The organism is Hydrogenovibrio marinus (assembly GCF_013340845.1).
Classification (GTDB): domain Bacteria; phylum Pseudomonadota; class Gammaproteobacteria; order Thiomicrospirales; family Thiomicrospiraceae; genus Hydrogenovibrio; species Hydrogenovibrio marinus.
In genome coordinates this window covers 1,350,270-1,376,360 of record NZ_AP020335.1, presented here as the reverse complement: position 1 = coordinate 1,376,360, position 26,091 = coordinate 1,350,270, and the positions used below count along the sequence as shown (strand labels likewise).

At 40.6% G+C, this 26,091-nt stretch carries 26 protein-coding genes; 23 read left to right on the top strand and 3 right to left on the bottom strand.

The window, feature by feature from the left end:
- Positions 1-12 precede the first annotated feature (12 nt).
- The 11 genes from HVMH_RS06525 (at position 13) to HVMH_RS06475 (ending at position 10,937) form a co-directional block, all read left to right on the top strand.
- A complete protein-coding gene (locus HVMH_RS06525) occupies positions 13-732 on the top strand; it encodes an isoprenyl transferase (protein ID WP_029909109.1) in 720 nt (239 codons plus the stop codon).
- The gene (locus tag HVMH_RS06520) at positions 719-1,522 is read left to right on the top strand and encodes a phosphatidate cytidylyltransferase (RefSeq protein WP_029909107.1); all 804 of its coding nucleotides are present in this window, start codon (positions 719-721) and stop codon (positions 1,520-1,522) included. Before HVMH_RS06525 ends, HVMH_RS06520 begins: the two co-directional genes overlap by 14 nt.
- A gap of 4 nt (positions 1,523-1,526) precedes the next feature.
- The gene (rseP, locus tag HVMH_RS06515) at positions 1,527-2,927 is read left to right on the top strand and encodes an RIP metalloprotease RseP (RefSeq protein ID WP_029909105.1); all 1,401 of its coding nucleotides are present in this window, start codon (positions 1,527-1,529) and stop codon (positions 2,925-2,927) included.
- Positions 2,920-5,208 (top strand): outer membrane protein assembly factor BamA, encoded by a 2,289-nt coding sequence (bamA, locus tag HVMH_RS06510; RefSeq protein WP_029909103.1) that lies wholly within the window; start codon positions 2,920-2,922, stop codon positions 5,206-5,208. The genes rseP and bamA overlap by 8 nt, the downstream gene beginning before the upstream one ends.
- Positions 5,209-5,289: 81 nt before the next feature.
- Positions 5,290-5,823 (top strand): OmpH family outer membrane protein, encoded by a 534-nt coding sequence (locus HVMH_RS06505; RefSeq protein WP_029909101.1) that lies wholly within the window; start codon positions 5,290-5,292, stop codon positions 5,821-5,823.
- Between the two features lie 11 nt (positions 5,824-5,834).
- A complete protein-coding gene (lpxD, locus tag HVMH_RS06500; RefSeq protein ID WP_029909098.1) occupies positions 5,835-6,875 on the top strand; it encodes a UDP-3-O-(3-hydroxymyristoyl)glucosamine N-acyltransferase in 1,041 nt (346 codons plus the stop codon).
- Between the two features lie 2 nt (positions 6,876-6,877).
- Positions 6,878-7,318: a 3-hydroxyacyl-ACP dehydratase FabZ gene (gene fabZ, locus HVMH_RS06495; RefSeq protein WP_029909096.1), complete on the top strand. Its 441-nt coding sequence runs from the start codon at positions 6,878-6,880 to the stop codon at positions 7,316-7,318.
- A 22-nt stretch (positions 7,319-7,340) separates the two neighbouring features.
- A complete protein-coding gene (lpxA, locus tag HVMH_RS06490; RefSeq protein WP_029909094.1) occupies positions 7,341-8,111 on the top strand; it encodes an acyl-ACP--UDP-N-acetylglucosamine O-acyltransferase in 771 nt (256 codons plus the stop codon).
- 4 nt (positions 8,112-8,115) lie between these two features.
- Positions 8,116-9,273, top strand: a complete 1,158-nt coding sequence (gene lpxB, locus HVMH_RS06485) for a lipid-A-disaccharide synthase (RefSeq protein WP_029909092.1) — start codon at positions 8,116-8,118, stop codon at positions 9,271-9,273.
- 4 nt (positions 9,274-9,277) lie between these two features.
- Positions 9,278-9,886, top strand: coding sequence for a ribonuclease HII (gene rnhB, locus HVMH_RS06480; protein ID WP_081822686.1), 609 nt, complete (start codon positions 9,278-9,280; stop codon positions 9,884-9,886).
- A 79-nt stretch (positions 9,887-9,965) separates the two neighbouring features.
- Complete coding sequence (locus HVMH_RS06475) at positions 9,966-10,937, top strand: chemotaxis protein CheV (RefSeq protein WP_029909088.1); 972 nt, start codon at positions 9,966-9,968, stop codon at positions 10,935-10,937.
- An 88-nt stretch (positions 10,938-11,025) separates the two neighbouring features.
- On the opposite strand, the gene ykgO is transcribed toward HVMH_RS06475, so the two are convergent.
- Positions 11,026-11,151, bottom strand: coding sequence for a type B 50S ribosomal protein L36 (gene ykgO, locus HVMH_RS06470; RefSeq protein WP_011370693.1), 126 nt, complete (start codon positions 11,149-11,151; stop codon positions 11,026-11,028).
- A 219-nt stretch (positions 11,152-11,370) separates the two neighbouring features.
- On the opposite strand from ykgO, the gene HVMH_RS06465 reads away from it, so the two are divergent.
- From HVMH_RS06465 to HVMH_RS06455, 3 genes are all read left to right on the top strand, one after another.
- Entirely contained in the window at positions 11,371-13,305 is a 1,935-nt protein-coding gene (locus HVMH_RS06465; RefSeq protein ID WP_035628802.1) for an ATP-dependent DNA helicase, read from the top strand.
- A complete protein-coding gene (tsaB, locus tag HVMH_RS06460; protein WP_029909081.1) occupies positions 13,298-13,978 on the top strand; it encodes a tRNA (adenosine(37)-N6)-threonylcarbamoyltransferase complex dimerization subunit type 1 TsaB in 681 nt (226 codons plus the stop codon). The genes HVMH_RS06465 and tsaB overlap by 8 nt, the downstream gene beginning before the upstream one ends.
- A 158-nt stretch (positions 13,979-14,136) precedes the next feature.
- Positions 14,137-14,979 carry a hypothetical protein gene (locus tag HVMH_RS06455; RefSeq protein WP_029909079.1) on the top strand — a complete coding sequence of 281 codons (843 nt, stop codon included), beginning with the start codon at positions 14,137-14,139 and terminating at the stop codon, positions 14,977-14,979.
- Between the two features lie 68 nt (positions 14,980-15,047).
- On the opposite strand, the gene HVMH_RS06450 is transcribed toward HVMH_RS06455, so the two are convergent.
- Complete coding sequence (locus tag HVMH_RS06450) at positions 15,048-15,269, bottom strand: hypothetical protein (protein ID WP_232087736.1); 222 nt, start codon at positions 15,267-15,269, stop codon at positions 15,048-15,050.
- Between the two features lie 202 nt (positions 15,270-15,471).
- Here HVMH_RS06450 and ycaO point away from each other — a divergent pair, with 202 nt between their 5' ends.
- From ycaO to HVMH_RS06415, 7 genes are all read left to right on the top strand, one after another.
- Positions 15,472-17,199, top strand: coding sequence for a 30S ribosomal protein S12 methylthiotransferase accessory factor YcaO (gene ycaO / locus HVMH_RS06445; protein WP_029909069.1), 1,728 nt, complete (start codon positions 15,472-15,474; stop codon positions 17,197-17,199).
- A gap of 90 nt (positions 17,200-17,289) precedes the next feature.
- Entirely contained in the window at positions 17,290-18,246 is a 957-nt protein-coding gene (locus tag HVMH_RS06440) for an acetyl-CoA carboxylase carboxyltransferase subunit alpha (RefSeq protein WP_029909067.1), read from the top strand.
- Between the two features lie 14 nt (positions 18,247-18,260).
- Positions 18,261-19,523: a tRNA lysidine(34) synthetase TilS gene (tilS, locus tag HVMH_RS06435; RefSeq protein ID WP_029909065.1), complete on the top strand. Its 1,263-nt coding sequence runs from the start codon at positions 18,261-18,263 to the stop codon at positions 19,521-19,523.
- A gap of 132 nt (positions 19,524-19,655) precedes the next feature.
- On the top strand, positions 19,656-21,290 hold the full coding sequence (locus tag HVMH_RS06430; protein ID WP_029909063.1) for a CTP synthase: 1,635 nt from the start codon (positions 19,656-19,658) through the stop codon (positions 21,288-21,290).
- Positions 21,290-22,126, top strand: coding sequence for a 3-deoxy-8-phosphooctulonate synthase (kdsA, locus tag HVMH_RS06425; protein WP_029909062.1), 837 nt, complete (start codon positions 21,290-21,292; stop codon positions 22,124-22,126). Before HVMH_RS06430 ends, kdsA begins: the two co-directional genes overlap by 1 nt.
- Positions 22,127-22,211: 85 nt before the next feature.
- A complete protein-coding gene (gene eno, locus HVMH_RS06420) occupies positions 22,212-23,492 on the top strand; it encodes a phosphopyruvate hydratase (RefSeq protein WP_029909059.1) in 1,281 nt (426 codons plus the stop codon).
- A 19-nt stretch (positions 23,493-23,511) separates the two neighbouring features.
- Positions 23,512-23,865, top strand: a complete 354-nt coding sequence (locus tag HVMH_RS06415) for an FtsB family cell division protein (RefSeq protein WP_029909057.1) — start codon at positions 23,512-23,514, stop codon at positions 23,863-23,865.
- A gap of 20 nt (positions 23,866-23,885) precedes the next feature.
- Here the strand turns inward: HVMH_RS06415 and HVMH_RS06410 are convergent, their stop codons facing one another.
- On the bottom strand, positions 23,886-24,428 hold the full coding sequence (locus HVMH_RS06410) for a Smr/MutS family protein (protein WP_051622974.1): 543 nt from the start codon (positions 24,426-24,428) through the stop codon (positions 23,886-23,888).
- Between the two features lie 159 nt (positions 24,429-24,587).
- Between HVMH_RS06410 and surE the strand changes: the two genes are divergently transcribed.
- On the top strand, positions 24,588-25,331 hold the full coding sequence (gene surE / locus HVMH_RS06405; protein WP_029909053.1) for a 5'/3'-nucleotidase SurE: 744 nt from the start codon (positions 24,588-24,590) through the stop codon (positions 25,329-25,331).
- A 96-nt stretch (positions 25,332-25,427) separates the two neighbouring features.
- The gene (locus HVMH_RS06400; protein ID WP_029909051.1) at positions 25,428-26,069 is read left to right on the top strand and encodes a protein-L-isoaspartate(D-aspartate) O-methyltransferase; all 642 of its coding nucleotides are present in this window, start codon (positions 25,428-25,430) and stop codon (positions 26,067-26,069) included.
- Positions 26,070-26,091: the final 22 nt, after the last annotated feature.

Below are 26,091 nucleotides of genomic sequence, written 5' to 3'. Positions count from 1 at the left end.
ATATTTACCCTCATGAATCAGCCTAAACATATAGCCATTATTATGGATGGAAATGGACGCTGGGCAAAAAAACGTTTTTTGCCTCGTTTTGTCGGCCACCAAAAAGGGCTTAAGGCTGTCAAAAAAGTCGTTTCTCATTGTGCTGAACTAGGTGTTGAATCCTTAACACTGTTTGCGTTTAGTACGGAAAATTGGAAGCGCCCTCAAGACGAAGTTTCAAAATTAATGGGACTTTTCTTAACAGCACTTCAAAGTGAAGTCGGAAAGCTGCATAAGAATAATGTTAAGTTGACAGTAATAGGTGACCAAACGCCATTTTCGGAAGAAATAAAAAGACACATTGTCGAGGCAGAAAAATTAACGGAAGATAATTCCGGTTTGAAGCTGAATATTGCTGCGAATTACGGTGGAAGGTGGGATATTCTCCAAGCTGTAAAAGCTTGGCAGAAGTTAAACCCAAGCTGTTCAATTGATGATTTAACAGAAGAAGATATTTCAGGAAAGCTTTCTCTTGCGGGGCAAAGTGAGCCAGACCTGTTAATTAGAACAGGCGGAGAGCAAAGAATCAGTAACTTTTTGATTTGGCAAATGGCTTATGCAGAGTTCTATTTTACAGATGAGTTATGGCCGGATTTTAATGAAAAATCCATTGATTCGGCGATTAGGTCTTTTTCAAATAGAGAGAGGCGCTTTGGAAAGACCAGTGAACAGGTAAGCCATGATTCAGACTAGGGTTTTGACGGCAATAGTTTTAGTACTGATCTTTGGAGCAGCGTTGTTTAAGTTTGACTTGTTGCAGTGGGTCGGATTTATTTTGTTTGCTACTTTTTGGGCTGGCTGGGAATGGGCTGGGCTGGCTAGTGTTAATAACAAACTATTCAAGTTGATCTATGCATTTATTGTCACAGTATCATCATACCTACTGTATGTTTACTTCGATGACAGCTTTATTTTTCTTTTAGTTCCGGTTGAGGTTGTTGTCATGATCTCGATGGTGACTGTCTACCAATTGAAAAAAGGGAAGCGACTCGTTGATAATTCATTAGTTTTATTGCTTGGATTCTTTTCTATCCTTCCGTTCGCGCTCTCAATGATTACTTTCAGACAAACATTTTCACCTGAGTTGTTGTTGTTGTGTCTAGCAATTATCTGGGCAATTGATATCGGTGCATTTTTTTCTGGCAGACGCTTTGGTAAGCGGAAACTTGCTTCTTATGTTAGTCCAGGTAAAACATGGGAAGGTGTGCTTGGTGGTTTTCTCTTTGCTATCGTTGTTGCCTATTTAGGTTTGTATTTTATTCAACCCTATATTCTATCAAGTGCTTTACAAGTCACTTTACTGCTGGCAGGTATTGGTCTTCTATCAATTTATGGAGACCTGTTTGAGAGTCTATTAAAGCGTCAAGCTAATATTAAGGATAGTGGTTTTTTGTTGCCTGGGCATGGTGGGATTCTTGATAGGGTTGATAGCTTATTGCTAGCGATGCCAGTCTTCTATGTTTTTTGGCTTTGGGTGAGTTAGTTTAATGACATTTCTTTGGTCAGCACTTGGGTTTGTTATTGCTATGGGGCTACTTGTCGCAATACATGAGTGGGGGCATTTTATTGTTGCTAAACTTTTTAATGTTAAAGTTCTGACTTTTTCCATTGGTTTTGGAAAGCCTCTGTTAAGGAAAAGAATTGGCGAGACACAGTATCAAATTGCAATGTTTCCACTAGGAGGATATGTAAAGTTTCTTGATGAGCGAAATGGTGATGCAGTATCTGTTAATGATGATCTGACTAGAGCATTTAATCGCCAAACAGTATTCAAGCGGTTTGCAATTGTATTAGCAGGGCCTTTGATTAATCTGATTTTTGCTTGGATGGTCTTTTCGTGGTTATACTTTTGGGGTGTACCGGGAATGAAGCCTATTTTTGAAAAGGTTGTTCCGAACTCAGCATTGTCATCTTCTTTCCAAAGTGTTTCGAGCAATCTATGGCAAATTGAAGCGGTAGATCAAAAGGTTACGCAAACGTGGAGAGCAGTGCACCAAAAGTTACTGTTGGAAAAGCTTTCTGGTAAAGACAGTGTTGCGTTAACATTAAGAAATTTTTCGGAAGGCACCCACCCTCAAGAGGTGTCAATTCAAAAAAATATTCTGCTTTCAATCAATGAGTTGGACTTAAATAACCCTAAACAAGATTGGTTAACCCAACTTGGTTTTGTGCCTTTTTCGCCAAGCTTCCCTCCTGTTATTGGGGAGGTCATTCCTAGTTCGCCAGCTTTTGCGGCAGGTTTCTTACCAGGGGATCGGTTAGAAGAATTTAATGGGAAGAAGTTGTCAAATTGGGCTGAGTTTGCGACTGAAGTTCGTGCTAATCCAGGCAAAGAGATTAGTGTTGTTTTTTTAAGAAATGGAAATCGCCATTTTATCAGTTTGAAGCTAGGTGAGCAGGTTGTCGAAGGTAAGCCTAAAGGACTTTTTGGAGCAAAACTTCATATAGATGAGAAGCTGTTTTCTCCATATCAAACGGTTGTTTCATTTCCATTTTTTGATGCTGTTCAAGAAGGTTTTACGCATTCCGTCAATCTAATAGAAATGACGTTAGACATGATTCAAAAGATGTTCAGCAGTGAAGTTTCTCCTCGAAATTTGTCCGGTCCAATTTCGATAGCTGATTACTCTGGGAAAGCTTTAGAAAATGGATGGATAAGCTTTTTGAGTTTATTGGGATTGTTAAGTTTGAGCTTGGGAATATTGAACTTATTGCCCATTCCTATGTTAGATGGCGGGCACTTAGTGCTGTATTCAATAGAAGCCATAAAAGGTGTGCCCGTCAGTGATGGTACAGAGCTTTTTGTGCAAAAGCTGGGTTTTATAATAATTGTCAGCTTGACTATTTTTGCTTTAATAAATGATTTGGTTCGTATTTCAAATGATTAAACGTGTTTTTCTTATACTTGGGTTGATGGCTTCCTGTTTACTGGGGCCCGTTGCATATGCAACAGATTTCAAAATACAAAAAATTGAGGTTGAAGGGAATCATAGAATTAGCTTTGAAACAGTCAGAAGCTATTTACCAATTGATGTCGGCGACACGTTGACTACGAAACTTACAAGAGAGAGCTTAAAGCAATTATATGCGACAAAGTTTTTTCAGGACATTGCACTTTACCAGCTTCCTAATGGGCTACTAAAGGTCGTTGTGAAAGAAAGACCTTCAATTTCTGATATTACGTTCGAAGGTAATGAGCTAATAAAAACAGATGACTTGAAGCAGGCACTCGATGGCCTTGGCGTGAAGAAAGGTCGTATTTTTAACAAGAATCAACTAGTAAAAATCATTGTAGATTTGCGTCGACAGTATCAAAATCAAGGCTATTATGCTGCCGATGTTAAGATTGATGTGGAAAACCTGCCTAGAAATCGAGTTTCATTGAAAGTTAAGGTCGAGGAAGGTCAACCTGCCAATATTGGTCGTATTACTCTAGTGGGAAATAAAACTTACAGTGATAATAAACTCAAAGGCACTATGATGCTTTCAGAGTCTGTGGTCATTGGTAGTAATGATAAATATTCAAAGCCAAAGCTTCAGTCTGATGAAGAATCTCTTAGATCATATTATATGGATCGTGGTTTTGCAGAGTTTAAGCTTGAATCCACACAGGTCAGCTTATCACTTGATAAAACTCAGGTTTTTATCACCATCAATATGAACGAAGGTCCTCAATATACAGTTTCTAATGTGAAGTTCTCCGGAGAAACCATTCTTAGTAAAGAGGAACTTAATAAGTTGCTTAGGATTCACCCTGGGGAATTATTTTCTCGCAGCCATATCGTTGCAACCGTGAATGCTTTGAGAGATAGATTGAGTGAAGAAGGGTATGCATTTGCGAATGTTGAGCCTATTACTATTCTGGACAAAAACAATCGATTGGTCAGTATTGATTTCAGGGTTGAACCTAAAGATAGAGTGTACGTTCGACGAATTATTATTAAGGGAAATACTCGAACCAGAGATTATGTTATACGTCGCGAACTGCGTCAGTTTGAAAGTGCGCCATATTCTTTAAAAGGAGTTCGACGTTCCAATACTCGATTGAACAGGTTGGGGTATTTTAAGAAGGTTAAGATTGATACCCAACGCATCTCTCGAGATCAGGTTGACTTGGTTGTAAATGTTGATGAACAATCTACAGGCTCATTCAATGCCGGGATTGGATATTCGCAAGTTGATGGTGTGAATTTTACGATTGGTGTTACAGAGCGTAACGTAATTGGAAGTGGTTATAAAGCCAATATTAACAGTACTTATAGTAGTTCAACAAAATCCTTGGATCTAGGCGTTACCAATCCTTATTTCACTCCTGATGGCGTTTCGCTGGGCGGTGGAATTTATGCTAGTGAAATTGATGCGGCGCAACTAGGGGTATCAGACTATACGACGAATAACTATGGTGTTCGTGTAAATATGGGGTATCCAACAAGTGAGTTTAGTAACTTGAGTTATGGCTTGAAGTTCGATGATCAAAAACTCGTATGTATTGATACTTTCAGTGTTTGTAAAGATTACACAGCAATCTATGGAAGTCATTTTAACTCGGTGCGTTACTCAATGGGTTGGAGTTATGACTCGAAGAATTCGTTCTATTTCCCAACTGACGGTCAGTCAACAGGTGTAACTGGAGAAGTCACTATTCCAACCAGTTCAGAGGTCTCATTCTATAAATTGTACTTAGATGAAAGTGTTTATTTTCCGATGTCAGATAACTTTACATTTAAGGTCAAGGGAAATGCAGCTTATGGTGATGGTTTAGGGAGCTATAAAGGGCTGCCATTTTATGAAAACTTCTATGCTGGAGGTATGGGGTCAGTTAGAGGGTATGAACCAAACTCTTTAGGTCCTGTTTATGATTTGGCAACTCAAGGGTCAGATAGGCCGACAGGTGGTAATGTAAAACTGATTGCGAATGCAGAGTTGATTTTCCCAATGCCATTTATTGAAGATTCGAGCAATATCAGAATGAGTGTATTTTTGGATGCCGGTAATGTTTTTAATGGTTTTGACAATGTAAAAGCAGAAGATTTCCGTGCTTCTACAGGGATATCTATGGCGTGGATTACCCCAGTAGGGCCATTGGCATTCAGTTTAGCAAGAGCACTTAACGATAAACCTGGGGACAAAACGCAAGTGTTCCAGTTTAACCTCGGTGTTCCGCTTTAATTTGCTGTCTATAAAGCTAGGTATGCTTAAAAAAAATCGTTTACAATTAATCCGTTTGATTTAAATAAATAAGGAATTGGTATGCGTCGTTTACTTGTGGTTCTAACAAGCATTATGCTGTTTTCCCTTTCAGCCAATGTTCAAGCTAAGGACATGAAGCTTGGCGTCGTAAATGTCGGATTATTATTGGAGAAAGCGCCTCAAGCACAAAGTGCGAGCAAAAGCCTAGAAAAAGAGTTTGGGCCTCAACAGGCTGAGTTAACTCAGCTTGCAAAAAAGCTTGAAGCAAAGCAAAAAGATTATCAAAAAAATAAACTAATCCTTTCGGATGCTCAAAAAAGTGCGTCAGAGCGAGAAATTAGCCTAATGACTAGGGATATTCAAAGAAAAAGGAATGATATTCAAGAACTTGTAAATATCCGCAGAAATGAAGAGCTGGCTAAGCTACAGAAAATCGTCAATCAGGGTATTAAGGCTATCGGTAAAAAAGAAGGGTTTGACCTGATTTTGTATGAAGGAATTGCTTATACCAACAATAGTCTAGATGTCACGCAAAAAGTTTTGGATTACTTGAGAGAAGAAGACAAGCAGCAACGAGCAGGTTTTAATAAATAAAAGGAATTAGTTTGAAACTTTCTGAAGTCGTTGAATGGTTGTCTGAATGTGAAATTAGCTCTTATTTAATAGGGGATGAAACACAAGAAATAGTTCAAATTGCTGGTTTGGCAGAAGCGCAGGGAGGGCAAATTAGCTTTTTTTCCGATAAGCGCCGACTCAATCAGCTCAAAGCTACAAAAGCTTCTGCTGTTTTGATTACCAAAGAGATGGCTAATCAAACGAGTGCAAATAAAATAGTTGTAGATGTTCCTTATGTCGCTTATGCATACATCGCGCAAAAACTGAACCCCGAAAAAACTTATCCGGGAATTCACCCAGAAAGTTTTGTTGCTTCTAGTGCCGTTATTCCAAGTAGTTGCCAAGTCGACGCCGGCGTTTATATTGCTGAAGGTGTTCAAATGGGAGAAAACTGTATCATCAACTATGGTTCTGTGATTGAAAAAGGGACTGTTTTAGGCGATGACTGTCGGGTTTATCCTAATGTAACCGTTATGAATGATTGTGTACTGGGCAACGCTGTAACCGTTGAGTCTGGAACGGTTATTGGTGGACAAGGTTTTGGCTTTGCAAACCAAAAGGGGAAGTGGATTAGAATTCCTCAACTAGGGCGCGTCATAATTGGGAATAATTGCTGGATTGGTAATAATTGCGCGATTGATCGCGGTGCGTTGGGGGACACAGTTATTGGTGATAACTGTATATTAGATAACTTGATTCATATCGCACATAACGTAGAGATTGGAGCTGGCTGTGCCATAGCCGGTCAGGTTGGGATTGCCGGCAGTACAAAAATTGGAAATTATTGTGTGTTTGCAGGCCAAGTTGGCGTAAATGGCCATATTGAGGTTGCGGACAAAGCAATGTTTAATGCAAAATCAGGCGTCACACACTCAATCAAAACGTCCGGAAGTTATTCTGGGTTTCCTGCTGTAGAAACTGGAAGTTGGCAAAAAACAACCGTAAGGCTGAAGAATCTGGAAAAAATGAGTAAGCAGATTAAGCAGTTAGAAAAAGAATTGGAAAGTATAAAAAAACAATTGGAAGATTAACCATGTTATTAGACGTTAAAGAAATTTTTGAGTATTTACCTCACCGCTATCCGTTTTTGCTTGTTGATCGCGTTACCGAGTTTGAAGCGGGTAGTCACTTAAAAGGGTATAAGAACGTCACATATAATGAACCTCAATTTACAGGGCATTTTCCGGATAACCCTATTATGCCTGGCGTCATGATTATTGAAGCCATGGCTCAATGTACTGGGATTCTTGCGTTTAAAACACAAGAAGTTAAGCCAGACGGTACATCTATGTACTATTTAGCTGCAGTTGATAATTGTCGTTTTAGAAAGCCAGCAGTACCGGGTGATAAGCTAGAGTTTGAAGTTAAGACTGTTAATAATAAAAAAGGCATTTGGAAGTTTGAGTGTAAAACTTTTGTTGAAGGGAAAATTATTGCGTCGTGTGACATGTTGTGTGCAGAACGTAAAGTTTAATGACTTTTAAGGAATGAGAGTTTTGATTCATCCGACAGCAATAATTGATGATAGCGTAACTTTGGATGAAGGCGTGTCAGTAGGCGCCTATGCAGTCATTCAAGGGAACGTTATGATTGGAAAAAACACTATTGTTGAGCCTCATGTGGTTATTTCTGGTCCGACAATGATTGGAGAGGGAAACCACTTTTTCCAGTTTTGTTCAATCGGTGCAGCGCCGCAGGACAAAAAGTACACCAATGAGCCGACAAAACTAACCATCGGCAATAACAATACCTTTCGAGAGAATGTAACTGTCAATCGTGGTACCGTACAAGATAGAGGCGAGACTACTATCGGTGATAATAACTGGATTATGGCAGGTGTACATATTGCCCATGATTGTATTGTAGGGAATAACACCATTATGGCTAATGCATCAGCATTGGCCGGACATGTCACGGTAAATGACTGGGCTATTTTAGGTGGTTATACTTTGGTTCACCAATTTTGCCATATCGGTGAACACAGCTTCTGTGGAATGGGAAGTGTGATCAACCAGGATGTACCAAACTTTATTACTGTTTCAGGAAACCTTGCGGGGCCAAGAGGACTAAATGTCGAAGGTTTAAAGCGACGAGGTTTTTCCCGCGAGCAAATTAACTTGGTCAAAAAAGCTTACCGTGCTTTGTATCGAACTGGCTATCGTCTAGAAGAAGCTATCAAAGAAATCGAATGTATCAACGATGAGAAGGATACGCTTTCATCTCTAATCAAATTCCTCAAAAACTCTTCTCGTGGAATCGTCAGATAATATTATGACTGAAGCCGAAAAGCCTGTTTTTGCAATGATTGCAGGCGAAGCTTCGGGAGATTTATTGGCGGCAGGGTTAATAAAATCCCTTAAGCGCCGTTATTCTGGTGCTAGGTTTATTGGTATCGGTGGTCCAAGAATGATCGCGGAAGGCTTTGAAAGCCTGTATCCAATGGAAAAACTTTCTGTGATGGGGTTTTCTGAGGTCCTCAAGCACTTGCCAGAACTGCTTAAAATTCGTAAAGAGATTATTCAAACTCTCTTACAATTAAAGCCAAATGTGTTTATTGGTATTGATGCGCCAGACTTTAATTTTAAAGTTGAAGAAACCCTGAAAAAGTCTGGGATAACATCTGTACATTATGTAGGTCCATCGGTTTGGGCATGGCGAGAAAAGCGCTTAAACAAAATTAAGCACCAAGTAGACGGCGTGCTGGTTTTGTTTCCTTTTGAAATTCCTTACTATGATAAATATGATATTCCAGTAAAGTTTGTAGGACATCCGTTAGCGAATCAGATTCCCGAAACATCTGATGTGCAGGATGCTAGAAATACACTTCGTTTGCCCTTAGAGGCAAATATAACTGGGCTTATGCCTGGTTCAAGAATGTCTGAAATCAATATGATGGCTGAAGTTTATGTTAAGGCTGCGGTGATCCTTGCGAAAATCTATCCGGATATGATATTTATTGTTCCTTGTGTGCATGACAAAGCAAGACAACGCATTCAAGAAGCTGTCGACAAGTATGGCAAGGAATTGAATGTTCACCTATTTGATCGTCAGTCAGATAAAGTTATTGCCGCCTCAAATCAACTTATTGTTACCTCTGGTACGGCGACATTGGAAGTCGCGCTACACAAGAAACCATTGGTCTTGGCAATCAAGTTACATCAAATTTCTTATTGGATAATGAAGTCTTTGGCAACCACTCAATGGATAGGTTTGCCAAATATTTTGGCACAAAGGTCTATCGTTCCTGAATTAATACAACAAGATGCGACGCCTGAAAAAATAGCCCATGCATTAGGCGTTTTAATCTCTACACCAGAGTTGAGACAGCAGCAAATTGAAGCTTTTGAGCAACAGTATAAACAACTCAAGCAGAATGCATCTGAACTGGCAGCGGATGCTATTGAGTCTTGGGCCGACTTAAAAAGATAAGGTGATGTTGATGGACTTGGATTACCAGCTTGACTTACCTGTTGAACGTTTGGTGGGCGTTGATGAAGTTGGAAGAGGCCCTCTCGTTGGAAATGTGGTTGCGGCGGCAGTTATTTTGCCGGCAGACTGCAATTTGCGACTAGTCGACTCCAAAAAACTTAGTGAGCAAAAACTTAGACTGTTGTCTGATGAAATTAAATCAGTTGCCCTGGATTATGTGATTGCCTCTGCATCACCTGATGAAATTGACGAGTTGAATATTCTCCATGCCACGATGTTGGCAATGAAGAGAGCTGTAGATGGCTTGAAGCTGGACTTCGATAAAGTTCTGGTTGACGGGAATAGATGTCCGAAAATCGACTATGCATGTGAAGCGGTGGTAAAAGGGGATGCTAAAGTTCCCTCAATCAGTGCGGCTTCGATATTGGCCAAAGTTGCACGTGATGAAGAGATGATTGAGTTGGATAAAATGTACCCTCAATATGGTTATGCCAGGCATAAAGGGTATCCGACAAAAATGCATTTGGAAGCAATTGAAATGCACGGTTTGATTGATGGATATCGGCAAAGTTTTAAGCCAATAAAATCCCTTTTGGAGAACGGAAGCATTTGATATTGCTTGCGCCTTACGTAATTTTTGTTAATCTAATATTTATATTTGGTTTGAATATGATTTCCAAAGGTGGAAGGACATGAGTACAACACTAGAACAAGTTGAAAAAACGGCTCAGCTTAGTAAGAACAATCAGCTGAGCCTGATGGTTTTCCAAGTTCAGTTCCCAAGAGAAGGGTATGAGCCACCTTATTATGGAATGAATGTATTTAAAGTTAGAGAAGTCCTTGAGGGACGCGCCTTTGAAGTCTCTGAAATGCCTGAAGCCAATCCTTTGATAGAAGGAATGGTTGAATTACGGGGCGTCTACCTTCCTGTTATTGATTTGCCGAAATGGATGGGCTTTGATATGACCGAGGAAGAAAAAGAAAAGTCCATCATTATCGTATCTGATTTCAGTCATAATTTTGTTGGATTGAGGGTCGCCCACATTCATGGTGTTGAAGAAAAGAACTGGTCAGATATCAAGCCAGCATCAAACTACAATATCAATGTAAATACCAATCAAGTAATCAACCACACCTACCTCGAAAACAGTGACAAGCTTTGCTTCATCCTAGATATTGAAAAGCTACTAATTGAAGCTATGCCTACTATGGCTGAAAAAATCTTTTCTTCAGCAAAATCGGTGGGTAATGAAAGTTATGATTTTTGTGATCAAGTTAAAGAGAGAACCATTCTCTTTGCTGAGGACAGCAAGGCAATACAAAAATACATGGGCATGGTGTTTGAGCAGTTAGGGTTGAAATATCAATCGTTTGATAATGGTAGGTTGTTGTTGAACTACTTGGATAGTCTTGAAGATACGAGCAGTGTTTCAATGGTTTTTACCGACCTGGAGATGCCAGTTGCTTCAGGGCACACAGTGATTAAAGAAATCCGCCAAAATAAAAAGACAAGTGCGCTACCGATTATTGTTCATACCTCTATGACCAGTGAAAACAATAGCCGAGAAGTACTTTCGATGGGGGCTGACTTTTTTGTAGGGAAGGTCGATACTGCTTTAATCGTCGAGACCATCAAAAAGGTCGAGGAAAAGTATTTTGCATAAAATCTGCCAGGTTGGGGGTATAACCCTGAACGACAGGTATAAAAAAAGGCACTGATCAGGTGCCTTTTTTATTCGCCATGCTTTTAAATTAGCGCTGACGTGCTTTGAAACGTGGGTTGGTTTTGTTGATAACATAAACCTTTCCACGACGTCTAACGACTTGGCAGTCTTTATGACGTGTTTTTGCTGATTTTAATGATGATAAAATTTTCATAACTAGATATCCAATTTTTAAGTTTAGTGTCTTCTTCAAGACTTTCAAATTTGAAAGTGGGAATTTTACCGATTTTCAACGAAATGTCTAGTTTTAGCGTAGGTTTTTTATTAGAATTCGGCGAAAATAATGATTTTCGTTTCGTCCACAAGTCATAATCTCGTCTACGGTCTGTAAAAACGGAACACTAAACCTCTTCATGAAAGGCTAGACTAAATTTTGTCTTTAATAACAGAAACTCAAGATCTGCTAACAAACGACGCTAAGCTTAAGCGGTTGATTACAGATTTTGAAGTGCGATCTTCTCAGCTAGAAATGTCTTTAGAGGTCGCGAAGTCCATTGAAGAAAAAAGTGTTTTGTTGGCGGAAGCAGGGACAGGGACAGGAAAAACCTTCGCCTATCTCATTCCCGCTTTGCTTTCCGGTAAAAAGGTCATTATTTCGACCGCAACCAAGAATTTGCAAGAACAACTACTTTCAAAAGATATTCCATTAATCAAACAATTGTGTGGCTTTAAGGGCTCAGTTAAGCTTTTGAAAGGTCGAGAAAACTATCTTTGCCCGCAACGGCTTGAGATTGCCGAAACAACAGAACAAAATACACGTTCTGTCTGGCAGAAACTATCTCTAATTCATGACTGGATGGAGAAAACGCATGCTGGTGATAAAGCAGAATTAAACACTCTTGATGAAAACGATCCTATATGGCATAAGGTGTGCGCCAGATTAGAGTTTTGTCAGGCAAATGGTTGTCATGCTGACTCAGATTGTTTTTATCCTAAAGTGAAGCAAGACGCTGTTGAGTCAGATGTCTTGATAGTCAATCACCACCTGTTTTGTGCGGATTTGGCATTAAGAGAAAATGGCTTCGGTGAGTTACTTCCAGAGGCTGATGTTTATATTTTTGATGAAGCACATCAGCTACCTGATATTGCAGCACAATTTCTTGGCTTTACCTTGTCCAGGGGACAGTTTGATGAACTGGCTAGAGATATGCGGAATGCTGTTGTTCAAGAGGCAAAAGAATCGGCAGACATGTTGGATGCAGCCAAGCAGTTAGAGCTCTCAGTGCAGCAGTTTAATGAAATACTCGGTAAATGGGAAAAACGTTGGAATTGGGAAAGTTTTTCGGCACACGCCAAATCAATAGATGGCTTGGACGCGATTCTTGATTGCCTTAAAAAGATAGAGGAGGGCCTCAAGCCTTTCCTTGATAGAGGCAAGTCAATTGCAGCTGTTCAAAAGCGTGCTCAGGATATGGCAGATCAATTGAGGCGTTGGTTAACCTCAAACTCACAAAATGAAGTGCGTTGGGTTGATTCTTCGCAGGCACGTTTTAGGCTGAACTTTACGCCGATGAGTGTGTCTGAACCTTTTAGCAAGCAAAGAGATATTTTAGGTGGCGCTTGGATTTTTACTTCGGCAACCTTAAGTGTAAATGGTCAGTTCGATTATTTTTCAAGACGATTAGGGCTTGAAGATGGGCGAGCACTACAGTGGGACAGCCCGTTTGATTATTTAAAACAAGGGTTGATCTACCATCCTGTTGGTTTACCTGACCCCAAATCCCCTGACTATATCAAGATATGCCTAAGAGCAATATGGCCGCTTCTGCAAGCCAGTGAAGGAAATGCATTTCTTTTATTTACCAGTCACCGGGCTTTGATGGAAGCCAATTCAATTTTGAAAGATCATTGGGATGGTAGTTTGTTTGTGCAAGGTGATGCGCCAAAGCATGATTTACTACTTCAATTCCGAAAATCAGAGCGATCAATCTTACTAGGTACAAGTAGCTTTTGGGAAGGTGTTGATGTGAAAGGGGATGATCTTAAACTGGTAATGATTGATAGGATTCCCTTTATTCCACCAGATGATCCTGTGGTTCAAGCAAGAGAAACCGCCCTTAAGCAGCAAGGGCTGAATGCATTTTATGCATTTCAGATTCCCGAGGCTATTATTGCTTTGAAGCAAGGAACAGGTAGGCTGATCCGTTCAACAGAAGACAAAGGGGTTTTGGTGCTGTGCGACCCCAGAATTATGACAAAACCTTATGGAAAAGCGATAATAAATAGTTTGCCAAGGTTTAGATGGGTCTACGAACCCACTGAGGCAAAGCAACTGTTAAATGATATGTCGGAAAGAACAAATGACTAACGCACAAGAACCCAAAATCCTTGCAATTGATACCTCTACTCAAGCCTGCTCAGTCAGTTTAACGTGTGGCGGCAAATCATATACTGATTTTGCAATGACTCCGCAAACGCATGCCAATCACGTTTTACAGATGGTTGACAGTGTGCTTGAACAAGCGGGAATTGAAGGTAACGATTTGGATTGTTTGGCGCTCAGTGAAGGACCTGGGGCATTTACTGGAATCCGTATTGCCGCTGGGGTGGTTCAAGGGTTGGCCTTTGGGTGGAACAAGCCTGTAATTTCCATTTCAACACTGGAAGCTGTTGCATGGCCCATGTTGAAAAATTATTCAAAAAGCAAGGTAGCGGCGTGCTTGGATGCCAGGATGAAAGAGTTATACTTGCAAATTTGCTCTTTGCAAGAGGGAAAAATGATTTCAGAACCCGCTCAATTGTTATCTGAAGCAGATGCACTGGTCAAAATTCAATCAGAGAGTGTTTTGTTAGGCACAGGAGATATTGCAACTGAGTTTTCTGACCTGGTAGCAAAGTTCGATCAATGGGAAGAAAGGTTGCCAACTGCTGAAGCAATAGTGGAAATAGCCAAGCAAAGAGTTTCATCTGCAAAAAGTGTTTTGGATAGCGTGCCTTTACCTGTGTATTTAAGAAATAATGTGGCAGAGAAGCCTAAATGATATTGGCTTGCAAATAAGATATTGCAGAGTTTATCCACACTTTCTAGTGATTACTTAAATTATAATGCCCTCATATATTGTGCCTTGGAGCTTAATTTTACCTGAAAGGTATGATTGGTAAGGTTTTGATTTTAATTAGAAATTAAAGAAGAAAAATCATGAAAAAAATTCTAATGTTTAGCTTGCTGTCCGTCATGTTGACGGCTGTTTCTTCTGCATACGCACAGCAGTTCAAAGTGGATGATACTATTTTGATTGCCTTCCCAGCGAATAACATCAAAGATGATGCTTATATTGTTGGTGTCGTGAGAAAGATCAGACCCAACGGTGACTATCAAATTGCTGTTCAAGATTTTGTAGAAGGTCATGATTACGGCATTTCATGCCAGCCAATCGCCGTCAACAACGAAGGCCAAGATACCGGGCAGTCTGGTTGGCAGATTTGGGGTAAAGACCATACCAAACTTCGTACTCAAGGTTTGGATTATATCGTGCCAGCTAAAAGAGCCATGCCACTTCGTACGGGGCAGTTAAACTTTATCGATCGCTATAATGTGTATGTGCTTTATTCTCGATGGAAATCCAATGCGCCGGTACTATCGATTGATCGTATCAAAACAGCTGAAAACGACGCCAAAATGGCGGGTATTTCTCCAATGATTCCTGCATTGGAAATTGCAATTCTTGATAGACAAAGCTACTACGATAAAGTCACGGGGATTCCATATCAGCCAGAAGAATCAATCCCGCATTTAGTTAAGTTGTTTGATTATATTCAAGCTCAGCTTAAGCAAAATCCTGAGTTAAACAAGCTATGGCGTGCTAAAAACCGTGATTGGAAGAAAATCAATGAATCAATGAAAACCTATTTCTTGGTGGATGCAATTGACCAAGCGGTTTCAAATGCGGAAGGATGCTTATCTGAAGACATGGAAAACGCAAATCCTAAAGAGTTGAAAAAGTTGAAGTCTCAGTTAAAAGCTTTAGGGGTAAAGCTATAAGCAGAGTGCCTGATTAGAATAAAAAATGCAGCTAACGCTGCATTTTTTATTTGAGGGTTTGTAAAAGGTTAGTTGGGAAGCTTGTAATAGGTCTTATTGAGGTAGTCAACAACTTCGCTGACTTCATCATCAAACCAGCCGACATTCAAATTGTGGTTACAGAAGTCGACTGCGCGCTTCAAGTCCTTTATAGAATGAATGTTCATTCGGATGGTTTTGTCCGTGTTATAACCCAGTCTGGCATGGCACCTCATGCAATTCGCATCATCATGAAGTTTTTTTCCTGGCATAATGCTGTCATCTGATTGAGCAGAAAAGCTAAGACAGCAGGTAAGTATGATCAAAGAATGTTTCCACATAGCACACCTCACGGGATAAAATGCATACTTAATTCCCTATCAGTTTACTCGGTTTTCCTATATCATTAATTGCTTTTTTTTATTTTTGAAATAAAAAAGTCTTATATTATCAAACGGTTATGAGAGAAGAGTCATGGTTGAACAAACATATATAAAAGGCAAAGATGCCTGTCTTGAAGATTCAATTTTGAAAATGCATCAGTTGTTAGAAAAAGCTGGTTTTGAAATCGAGGAAGCATCATGGTTAAACCCTGTTCCAAATATCTATTCTTTACATATCCGTGATAAAAACTGCCCGGCGCTCTTTACAAATGGAAAGGGAGCTAGTCGAAAAGCCTGTTTGGCGAGCGCTTTGGGAGAGTTTTTTGAACGGTTGGAAACTAACTATTTTTTCTCAGATTTCTTCTTAGGTAGCCAAGCAATTAAAACTCACGATTGGCTCTACTTTCCAAATGAAAAAGCGATCGAGCCTAAAAAATTTAAAGATGTTTTGACGCCAAGTCTTTGGCAATTCTATGACCCTTACGGAGAGATGGCCGCGACAGACTTTCTTAGTTTGAATGATAGTGCCAACACTATCCGTTGTTTACCTATGAGACAGGTATCGACAGGGAAAACCATATATTTCCCAATGAACTTGTTTAGTAATCTCTATGCCAGTAATGGGTTGTGTGCGGGTAATACGCATGTAGAGGCTCAAGTACAAGGGTTGTCGGAAGTTTTTGAACGCTGGGTAAAAAGAAAGATTTTGATAGATAGTTTATGCATTCCGGAAGTTCCTGAGCATGTTGTCCTAAAGTACCCACAAGTGGTTGAAGCAAGAAAAAAACTGATCGAGCAGGGCGTAGAGGTTTCTATTAGAGATGCTTCTCTTGGCGGGAAATATCCAGTTATGAACGTTACATTGTTTGATCAGAGTTCAGGGCAATGTTTTGCATCATTTGGAGCGCACCCTATTTTTGAAGTTGCACTAGAACGTACATTGACTGAATCTTTGCAAGGACGAAGTCTTTCCAATCTTGATGGTTTCCAAACGCCGATATTTGACGAACAATTGGTTGCTGATGATGAAAATATCGAAAACCACTTTATTGATTCAAGCGGGTTGATACACGCTAAATTTATTTCAGATCAATACGATTATGAGTTCTGCGAGTGGGATTTTAGCGGTACGACGCAGGAGCAGTTCGACTTTCTTGTTAAGGCGATACATCAAGAGGGTAGTGATGTTTATGTCGGTGAGTATGAGCACTTTGGCGTTCCTGCGAGCAGAATCGTGGTGCCTGGCATGTCTGAAGTGTTCCCACTACAAGAGTTGGTGGACAACAATCAGAATAGAGGTCGAGAGTTGCGTGAAGCGCTTGATAATCTTGCGGATAACTTTTCAACTCAGCAGTTTGAAAAAACTTTGGATGCCTTAAGTGAACTTGCTTTTTCAGATCATCAAGGTGTGGCAAATCTCATTGGTTTGTTGCCAGATGGTGATAGTTATTGGAAGAAGTTTAAAATTGTAGAGCTTGAAATGTGGTGTCTGTTGGCGGTAAAAGACTATGAACAAGCCCAAGAAAGACTACAGGATTGTTTTTATTTCGTTGATGATGAAGACATGAAAGTGCTATACAAAGCACTTTCATTTGCTTTGGAAATAGTGCTTAGCGATGAAATGGAATTCTATAGTTTTGAAATGCAGAAAAAACTTTTTGGTGCTGAGCTTGTGGATAGAGTGTGGCGCTATATAGAGGGTGAAGCTTACTTGGCCGATTTACCTATTGGCAACAAGGCATTCGAGCTCAGTAAAAGCCACCAAGTTTTGTTGAATGTTTACCGAGGAATTCAGGACGTTAAGCAAAAAGCTATTTAAAGCTATCCATAGATAAATTACGTTAACTTCAAAATGTTTGTTAAAATACGCGAATTATATTTGAACTAAAAATGACACCTTGGAAAAAGAATGAAGTTAGATTTTTTGGATTTTGAACAACCTATTGCAGAGCTTGAAGCCAAAATTGATGAGTTGCGCCATCTAGATGGTAAAGATATGAATTTAATTCATGAAGTAACGGCGCTAGAAGAGAAGAGTAGAAGTCTGACAGAGTCTATTTTTAGTAAACTTTCTGATGTGCAGGTTGCTCAAGTTGCTAGACATCCGCAACGCCCATTCTTGTTAGATTACATTAAAGAAATTTTTTCGGACTTCACCGAATTGCACGGAGATAGAGCTTTTGCTGATGATCCAGCAATTGTTGGTGGTTTAGCGCGTATTGATGGCCGTGCAGTTATGGTTATCGGTCAAGAAAAAGGTAGAGATACCAAAGAGAAAATCTATCGTAACTTTGGTATGCCTAGACCTGAAGGTTACCGTAAAGCCCTTCGATTAATGAAAATGGCTGAGCGTTTCGGATTGCCGATCTTAACCTTTATTGACACTCCTGGTGCCTACCCTGGAATTAATGCTGAAGAACGTGGTCAGTCAGAAGCGATTGCTCGCAATCTGATTGAAATGTCTGAATTGAAAGTTCCAGTTATCTGTACTGTTATCGGAGAAGGTGGATCTGGTGGTGCATTGGCAATCGGTGTTGGCGACGTCACTATGATGATGGAATACAGCACTTATTCAGTGATTTCTCCGGAAGGGTGTGCCTCTATCCTATGGAAAGATGCCGCTAATGCTGCTGATGCTGCGACAGCACTCGGGATTACATCTAAGAGATTGAAAGAACTAGGATTGATTGATGCAATTATTCCTGAACCTTTAGGTGGCGCTCATAGAAATCCTCAGCAAGCTGCGTTAACGCTGAAACAGGCTTTGGTTGATCAGCTGGATTTGATGGAGAATAGAGCCATTGATCAGCTGGTCGACAGTCGTTACCAACGTTACATGAAATACGGTAACTTTGAACTGGCATAATAAGTGGTTTAACCATGTCTTCTAACTCCGTTGAAAGGGCAATTGACCATTTTTTAGCGGAGTTACCTTCTCAACAAAAGATTGTTGTTGCATTTAGTGGTGGTAAAGACTCCATCGCTCTTCTTTATTGTTTAGCTCAAAAAGCTGAAAAGCATCGTCTGACAGCTATATATATTAATCATCAACTTCAAGCGGAATCGGACTCGTGGGGAAGATTTTGTAATGATTTCAGTCGAGAAAATGGCATAGCCTTTGAAGAATTGAAAGTTAAAATTGAAGCCAAGCATCGTAAAGGTGTTGAAGCGGTCGCCAGAGAAAGACGCTATGAAGCTTTGTTTGGTTGGGTTCAAAAGCAAACGAATAGGGTCTTGGTAACCGCGCACCACGCACAAGATCAAACAGAAACTGTGTTGTTGAATGTTGTTCGTGGTACAGGGCTATTCGGTTTGCGTGCGATGAATTACCTTAAAGTCTGGCATGTCGAAAAAGAAGCTATTGAACATTATCGTCCACTGCTGTCGGTAGAGCCACAAGCAATTAAAGACTACTTGCTAGAAAATAATTTATCTTGGATAGAAGATCCAAGTAACCAAGAAAATCAATTTAGCCGGAACTATATTCGGAATCAACTGCTACCCAACATCTATAACAAATGGCCAAAATTTAATGAAGCAATTGCAAGGTTGTCGGGTAATGCTTCTGAAGCTGTTGAGTTGTTGCATGAGCTTGGTGAACAAGACCTCTCAAGAGTTGAAAGCTCTAGTTTTAGTTTAGATTTGTCTACAATGTCTGGCGAAAGTTGGGCTAGACAAAAAAACCTGATTTCTTATTGGTTGCAAAAATCGCAACCGAAGGTAGAGTTAAATCAAACTATTTATCAATGGTTGAAAGAGGTTTTGTACTTAAATAACCCGAATGCGCACCCTAAGAGAATGATGTCAAACCATTCCGAGATTCGGGTAGAGGGTAAAAAGATTTATTTTCTGGTCAATTTCGAAGAATCTTACAGGTTGGGGTATATTCCTGAAAACTTTGAGTTTTTACACTTTGATGAAAAAGGCATGCTTGATCACCAAGTTGCAGATCGCTGGCTGGAAAGCCCAGTGGTTTTTAGATCCATCGAACTGGGGGATTTTGAAAAAATTCCAGGGCTAAAGAAGTGGCTGAATAACAACCAGATCGTATACTGGAACCGAAATCGTTGGCCTGTTATTGAGATAGAAGATGAGGTTGCTGCTGTATTGGGGTATTCTACGAATGAAAAGTTTAAGAGATGAGTCTTCAAATAACTGGCCAAAATCTGCTGAATAGTTTGCTGTGTATGGCGACTTACGCTATAATTAGCTTCCATTCTAGCGGGCAAGTTCCTCTTGTCTCAAAACTCAGTTTTTAACGTCAAAAGTGATTTCATGACTAAATTTATCTTTGTTACCGGTGGTGTGGTTTCTTCTTTAGGAAAAGGTATTGCCGCAGCTTCTTTGGGCTCTCTTCTTGAAGCGAGAGGTTTGCGAGTCAGTATGCTGAAAATGGATCCATATATCAATGTGGATCCAGGTACGATGAGTCCTTTCCAGCATGGAGAAGTATTTGTCACCGATGATGGTGCAGAGACCGATTTGGACTTGGGTCATTACGAGCGCTTTGTACAACGCAACTTTACCAAAAGAAATAGTTTTTCAACCGGTCAGGTTTACGAAAAAGTTATCCGTAAAGAAAGACGTGGTGACTATCTGGGCGGTACGGTTCAAGTTATTCCTCATATTACTGATGAGATTAAAAGTCGTATTCTGAAAGCAGCCGAAGGCTCTGATGTGGCACTGGTTGAGGTTGGTGGAACAGTTGGGGATATCGAATCCCTTCCATTCCTGGAGGCTATTCGTCAGTTGGGTGTAGAAGTAGGGCGTGATAGAGCATTATTTATGCACTTAACCCTACTGCCATACATTGCGGTTGCGGGTGAGGTTAAGACCAAGCCGACACAGCACTCAGTAAAAGAATTGCGCTCAATCGGTATTCAACCGGATGTTTTGATTTGTCGTTCAGAAAGACCCCTAGAAGAATCGGAAAAACGAAAAATCGCACTTTTCACAAATGTCGAAGAGAAGGCGGTTATCAATTCTTTGGACGCTCGCACGATATATGAAGTGCCTAGAATGCTCCATGAGCAAGGTTTAGATGAAATTGTAGTAAACCGTTTCAGACTGGATGTTCCTGTAGCGAACTTGTCTGACTGGGATAAGGTTGTAGAAGCTCAGCTTAACCCTGAAAAGTCGGTTGAGATTGCGATGGTTGGCAAATATGTCGATTTGACTGAAGCCTATAAATCACTGATTGAGGCTTTAACGCACGGTGGTATTCAACTGAAGACCAAGGTGAATATTCACTATATTGACTCAGAAGAGATTGAGCAAAAAGGTACATCGCTTATTGAAAATATGGATGCGATTTTGGTTCCAGGTGGTTTCGGCGAACGTGGTGTTGAAGGGAAAATTGCTTCAATCAAATATGCCCGTGAAAATAAAATTCCATATTTAGGGATTTGCTTGGGTATGCAAATGGCAGTTGTTGAGTACGCCAGAAATGTGGCGGGTTTGACCAATGCGCACAGCACTGAGTTGAATCCAAATACTCCGTATCCGGTTGTTGCGCTAATTACTGAATGGACTGATGAAGAAGGTAATACCGTTCAGAGAGATGAAACGGCTGACCTGGGCGGCACTATGCGTCTAGGTGGACAAAACTGCATTTTGTCAGATGGTAGCAAGATACATGATATTTATGGAAAAACAGTTATTCGCGAGCGCCATCGTCACCGCTATGAAGTGAATGACGGCTATATTTCGCGTTTGGAAGCTGCAGGTTTGACAATTTCTGGACGTTCAGAAGACGGAAATCTGGTCGAAACTATTGAAATCGCAGAACATCCATGGTTCGTGGCGTGTCAATTCCATCCTGAGTTTACATCGACACCTCGCAACGGACACCCTTTGTTTAAAGCGTTCGTAGAAGCGGCTAACCAGTATAAATCGAAAGAGAATAAATAATGAATCTATGTGGCTTTGAAGTAGGTATTGATAAACCTTTATTTTTAATCGCAGGTCCTTGCGTTATCGAGTCTGAACAGTTGGCAATTGATACTGCCGGTCAGCTTAAAGAGATGACAGATGCTTTGGGGATGCCTTTTATCTTTAAGTCGTCTTATGACAAAGCCAATCGTTCCTCGACAAAAAGCTTTAGAGGGCTTGGGATCGAAGAGGGGCTTCGAATTCTTCAGAAAGTAAAAGATGAAGTCGGCGTACCTGTTTTAACTGACGTCCACGAAGATACACCGCTTGAAGAAGTGGCATCTGTGGTTGATGTGATGCAAACCCCTGCGTTTTTGGTAAGACAAACCAACTTTATCCAAAACGTGTGTCGCCAAGGGCTTCCGGTAAATATTAAGAAAGGGCAGTTTCAAGCACCTTGGGATATGGATCAAGTAGTTGCTAAAGCAAGAGAAGTTGGAAATGAGCAAATTATGGTTTGTGATCGCGGAACTTCTTTTGGTTACAACACTCTGATTTCGGATATGAGAGGCTTGGCTTCAATGAGAAGTACCGGTTGTCCTGTCGTGTTTGATGCGACGCATTCAGTCCAGCAGCCGGGCGGTCAAGGAACGACTTCTGGTGGTCAAAGAGAAATGGTGCCGGTATTGGCGCGTGCAGCAATTGCTGCAGGTATTTCAGGTGTATTTATGGAAACGCACCCTGATCCAGCGAATGCATTGTCTGATGGGCCTAACATGTGGCCGCTTGGCAAGCTAATGCCACTGCTAGAAACAATGAAGCGACTTGATGACGTTGTTAAAACGCAAGGCTTTATTGAAAACGAATTACTGTAAGACGCCGGTTGTCACTTGTGTGACATATTGGTTATGTAAAATGATTTGAATTTAAAAGTATTAACGAAAATAGGAAGAACGATTAATGTCATTGATTAAAGATATTAAAGCGCGTCAAGTGATTGACTCTCGTGGAAACCCGACTGTAGAAGCAGATGTTACTTTGGAAGATGGTTCTATGGGGAGAGGGATTTCACCTTCAGGAGCTTCTACAGGGTCTCGTGAAGCCATCGAGTTAAGAGACGGTGACAAGTCTAAGTTTGGTGGAAAAGGTGTTTTAAAAGCAGTTAGTAATATCAACACTGAAATTAAGTCTGCTTTGATTGGTAAAGACGCGACGAACCAAGCTTTAATTGATAACACAATGATCGAGCTTGACGGTACTGAAAACAAAGCGCGTTTAGGTGCAAATGCGATTTTGGCGGTGTCTATTGCTGTTGCTCAAGCTGCGGCTAAGTCTAAAGGTCTTCCACTTTATGCTTATTTGAAAACTGATGATTACAAAATGCCTGTTCCAATGATGAATATCATTAACGGTGGTGAGCATGCTGATAACTCAGTGGATTTTCAAGAATTTATGATCATGCCAGTTGGTGCACCAAGCATTACGGAAGCGATTCGTTATGGCGCGGAAGTGTTTCACATGTTGAAAAAAGTATTACATGACAAAGGCTACAACACTGCAGTAGGTGATGAAGGTGGTTTTGCCCCAGACTTGAAATCGAACGAAGAAGCGATTCAAGTTATTTTGGAAGCGATTGAAAAGGCCGGCTATGTTGCTGGTAAAGATATCATGATTGCAATGGATGCTGCGTCTTCAGAGTTGTACAAAGACGGTAAATACTACTTGGCTTCAGAAGATAAGACACTAACCTCAGCAGAAATGGTTGATTTCTTGGGTGCATGGGTTGAGAAATACCCAATTATCTCTATCGAAGACGGATTGGATGAGTCTGACTGGGACGGTTTCAAGTTGCAAACTGAAAAGTATGGTGACCGTCTACAAATCGTCGGTGACGACTTGTTTGTAACCAACCCAAAAATTCTTAAAGAAGGGATTGAAAAGGGTGTTGGTAACTCAATTCTAATTAAGATTAACCAAATCGGTACTTTGACAGAAACTTTCGAAGCGATTCGTATGGCGAAGGAAGCTGGCTATACTGCTGTGGTTTCACATCGTTCTGGTGAAACGGAAGATACGGTCATTGCCGATATCGCAGTAGCGACAGGTTCTGGTCAAATCAAGACGGGTTCTATGTCTCGTACGGACCGTATTGCGAAATACAACCAGTTGATTCGTATCGAAGAAGCGTTGGGTGACCAAGCGGTTTATCCTGGCAAAGACGCTTTCTACAACCTGAAGTAATCGGAAAGGAAATCGTTCTTTGAAAACGGTCTATGTTGTTCTAGGAACGGTTATTTTTTTGTTGCTGATTCGCTTATTGTCATCTGATGGTGGCATAAGCGATTACCTATCTCTTCAGAAAAAGCTGGGAACCTTAGAAGATAAAGTTCAACAGCTTGAATCTCGAAATGCAGACTTAAAAAAAGAAGTTTATGTCCTGCAATCACAAAAGAACTCAGTTGAAACCATTGCTAGACAAAAGCTGGGAATGATTGGCAAAGATGAAGCCTTTGTTAAGGTAATCGAACTCCAGTCAGAAGCTAAGAATACAGCTGATGTCAGTCACAAGAGCAGTCCAGAAAAAATTACACCTGCACCTGAAAAGGCTAAGTAAGTCTTTCTTGAGTTGTTTTCTTAATCTTTCTTGAGTTTTAGAAAAGCGTAGGTTGCGCCAGTTCCACCATCTTTAGGTTTTGCACTACAGAACGCAATAATATGCGGCCAATTTCTTAGAACTTGGTTTACAAGGTTCTTTAAAACAGGCTGTTCTGTATTCGAGTGGTAGCCTTTTCCGTGGACAATTAACACATGTTTTTGTTCATGTAACAACGCATCATTTAGAAAATCAATAAGTTGTTTTTCAGCTTCAAGCTCGGTTAAGCCGTGAAGGTCAGTTGACCAGTTATATTGAAAGCTTCCATTTTTCAATGCTTTTAAATCGCTTTTACTCAATGAGTATCGTTGAAAAAATAGTGTTTCGTGAGCAGACACTTTGTCCGCGGGCTCGTTATAGAGGTCAGCAGTATTAAAGCGTGTATTCGAGCGCATTGGTTTTTTAGTGTTGACAGGCCGCGGCTTTTTTTCCGAAGCAACCTTATTGGAAGACAGCTGCAAAGGTGTTACGTCACTCATTGCTTCCGCAAATAAATTTTTTTCATCGTCATTCTTTCGAGTCATATTTTGAATGCTTTGTTTTGAATCAGAACTTATGTGTATTTTAGCTTCACATTAAAATGAATGGTGTAGAATGTATTTCGTTTATTGCAGGTTACACTTTCTAGTTTTGGTTGTGATCGGGTAATCTCTTTTTCAGTTTTTGTTAAAAATTATGAGTACATGAAAATCCTGCTTTCAAATGATGACGGCTATAACGCACCGGGAATACGTGCATTATATGAATGTCTAAATTCTACCGACTTCCACTCCGAGATGTTGATTGTTGCTCCTGACCGTAATAGAAGTGCTGCCAGCAATTCTCTCACCCTCACAGAACCTTTACGCATGACACAGCTGGAAGAGCACATCTTCTGCGTTAATGGAACGCCTACAGATTGTGTCCACCTTGCGGTGAATGGTGCTTTGGACTATCAGCCTGATATGGTGATTTCCGGTATTAATGCCGGCGCGAATATGGGGGATGATGTTCTATATTCCGGAACAGTTGCAGCGGCGACAGAAGGGCGTTTTTTAGGAAAACCTTCCATCGCGATTTCATTGTGTGGTGACCGTCACTTTGAAACAGCAAGTGAGGTTTTGAGGCTGTTTTTGAAAGATTTTCATCACATGCCCCTAGATGCCGATACAATCTTGAATATTAACGTTCCTGATATCCCAGTAGAAGACCTTAAAGGGATAAAAATGACCAGGTTGGGTAAGCGACATTGCTCGGAGCGGGTTGTCAAACATCAGGATCCCAGAGGGAACCATATTTTTTGGATCGGTCCTGCTGGCGAAGCTGAAGATGCCAGTGAAGGAACAGATTTTTATGCTGTTGAAAACGGTTATGCATCCGTGACGCCGTTGAAAATAGATTTAACGCATTATGATATGCTCAATAAACTTTCAGATTGGTTTAATTAAACGGCGATGAAACTCGACTTTTCAGAACTTTCTACCTTCACGCAACAACAAGTTATTTATCCTAATGAAGCTTTCCGAGAAAACCAAGGGCTTGGGATGACTTCACAAAGAACCCGTAATCGGTTGGTGCAAAGACTTATCGACCATGGTGTTAATGATTCGGATGTGTTGAATGCCATCCGAGTAACACCAAGACATCTTTTTCTGGATGAAGCGATGGCGACTCGTGCTTATGAGGATACGGCGCTTCCGATCGGTTATGGCCAAACTATTTCGCAACCTTGGGTGGTTGCTAAAATGACATCTTGGCTTTTTCAAAACGGCCCTCTTTATAAGGTATTGGAAATCGGGACTGGCTCAGGATATCAAACGGCAATTTTGTCACTAATGGCAAAGCACGTTTACAGTGTGGAGCGTATTGAACCTTTACTGAACCGTGCGCAGAACGTTCTAGCAAAACTTGAACTCCATAACATTGACTTTACCTTGTCTGATGGGCATTGGGGCTGGCCTAAGCACAAACCTTTTGATGGTATTATTTCAGCGGCATCACCTGCTAAAGTCCCCGAAGAGCTCATTGAACAACTCTGTGAAAATGGTCGTTTGATTATGCCGATAGGGGAAGAGAAACAGTACTTATACGGCTTCATCAAGACATCGACCGGTGTCAAAGAAGAGTGTTTGGGCGAAGTGTTGTTTGTTCCAATGAAAACAGGCCTAGTGACGGAGTCAGAATAACCATTATGAGAATATTCACCAA

What these genes read in the sequence shown, in the direction of transcription:
- HVMH_RS06525 (WP_029909109.1), top strand. Translation starts at nt 13, where the DNA reads ATGAATCAGCCTAAACATATAGCCATTATTATGGATGGAAATGGACGC.
- HVMH_RS06520 (WP_029909107.1), top strand. Translation starts at nt 719, where the DNA reads ATGATTCAGACTAGGGTTTTGACGGCAATAGTTTTAGTACTGATCTTT.
- rseP (WP_029909105.1), top strand. Translation starts at nt 1,527, where the DNA reads ATGACATTTCTTTGGTCAGCACTTGGGTTTGTTATTGCTATGGGGCTA.
- bamA (WP_029909103.1), top strand. Translation starts at nt 2,920, where the DNA reads ATGATTAAACGTGTTTTTCTTATACTTGGGTTGATGGCTTCCTGTTTA.
- HVMH_RS06505 (WP_029909101.1), top strand. Translation starts at nt 5,290, where the DNA reads ATGCGTCGTTTACTTGTGGTTCTAACAAGCATTATGCTGTTTTCCCTT.
- fabZ (WP_029909096.1), top strand. Translation starts at nt 6,878, where the DNA reads ATGTTATTAGACGTTAAAGAAATTTTTGAGTATTTACCTCACCGCTAT.
- lpxB (WP_029909092.1), top strand. Translation starts at nt 8,116, where the DNA reads ATGACTGAAGCCGAAAAGCCTGTTTTTGCAATGATTGCAGGCGAAGCT.
- rnhB (WP_081822686.1), top strand. Translation starts at nt 9,278, where the DNA reads ATGTTGATGGACTTGGATTACCAGCTTGACTTACCTGTTGAACGTTTG.
- HVMH_RS06475 (WP_029909088.1), top strand. Translation starts at nt 9,966, where the DNA reads ATGAGTACAACACTAGAACAAGTTGAAAAAACGGCTCAGCTTAGTAAG.
- ykgO (WP_011370693.1), bottom strand. Translation starts at nt 11,151, where the DNA reads ATGAAAATTTTATCATCATTAAAATCAGCAAAAACACGTCATAAAGAC.
- tsaB (WP_029909081.1), top strand. Translation starts at nt 13,298, where the DNA reads ATGACTAACGCACAAGAACCCAAAATCCTTGCAATTGATACCTCTACT.
- HVMH_RS06455 (WP_029909079.1), top strand. Translation starts at nt 14,137, where the DNA reads ATGAAAAAAATTCTAATGTTTAGCTTGCTGTCCGTCATGTTGACGGCT.
- HVMH_RS06450 (WP_232087736.1), bottom strand. Translation starts at nt 15,269, where the DNA reads ATGCCAGGAAAAAAACTTCATGATGATGCGAATTGCATGAGGTGCCAT.
- ycaO (WP_029909069.1), top strand. Translation starts at nt 15,472, where the DNA reads ATGGTTGAACAAACATATATAAAAGGCAAAGATGCCTGTCTTGAAGAT.
- HVMH_RS06440 (WP_029909067.1), top strand. Translation starts at nt 17,290, where the DNA reads ATGAAGTTAGATTTTTTGGATTTTGAACAACCTATTGCAGAGCTTGAA.
- tilS (WP_029909065.1), top strand. Translation starts at nt 18,261, where the DNA reads ATGTCTTCTAACTCCGTTGAAAGGGCAATTGACCATTTTTTAGCGGAG.
- HVMH_RS06430 (WP_029909063.1), top strand. Translation starts at nt 19,656, where the DNA reads ATGACTAAATTTATCTTTGTTACCGGTGGTGTGGTTTCTTCTTTAGGA.
- kdsA (WP_029909062.1), top strand. Translation starts at nt 21,290, where the DNA reads ATGAATCTATGTGGCTTTGAAGTAGGTATTGATAAACCTTTATTTTTA.
- eno (WP_029909059.1), top strand. Translation starts at nt 22,212, where the DNA reads ATGTCATTGATTAAAGATATTAAAGCGCGTCAAGTGATTGACTCTCGT.
- HVMH_RS06410 (WP_051622974.1), bottom strand. Translation starts at nt 24,428, where the DNA reads ATGACTCGAAAGAATGACGATGAAAAAAATTTATTTGCGGAAGCAATG.
- surE (WP_029909053.1), top strand. Translation starts at nt 24,588, where the DNA reads ATGAAAATCCTGCTTTCAAATGATGACGGCTATAACGCACCGGGAATA.
- HVMH_RS06400 (WP_029909051.1), top strand. Translation starts at nt 25,428, where the DNA reads ATGACTTCACAAAGAACCCGTAATCGGTTGGTGCAAAGACTTATCGAC.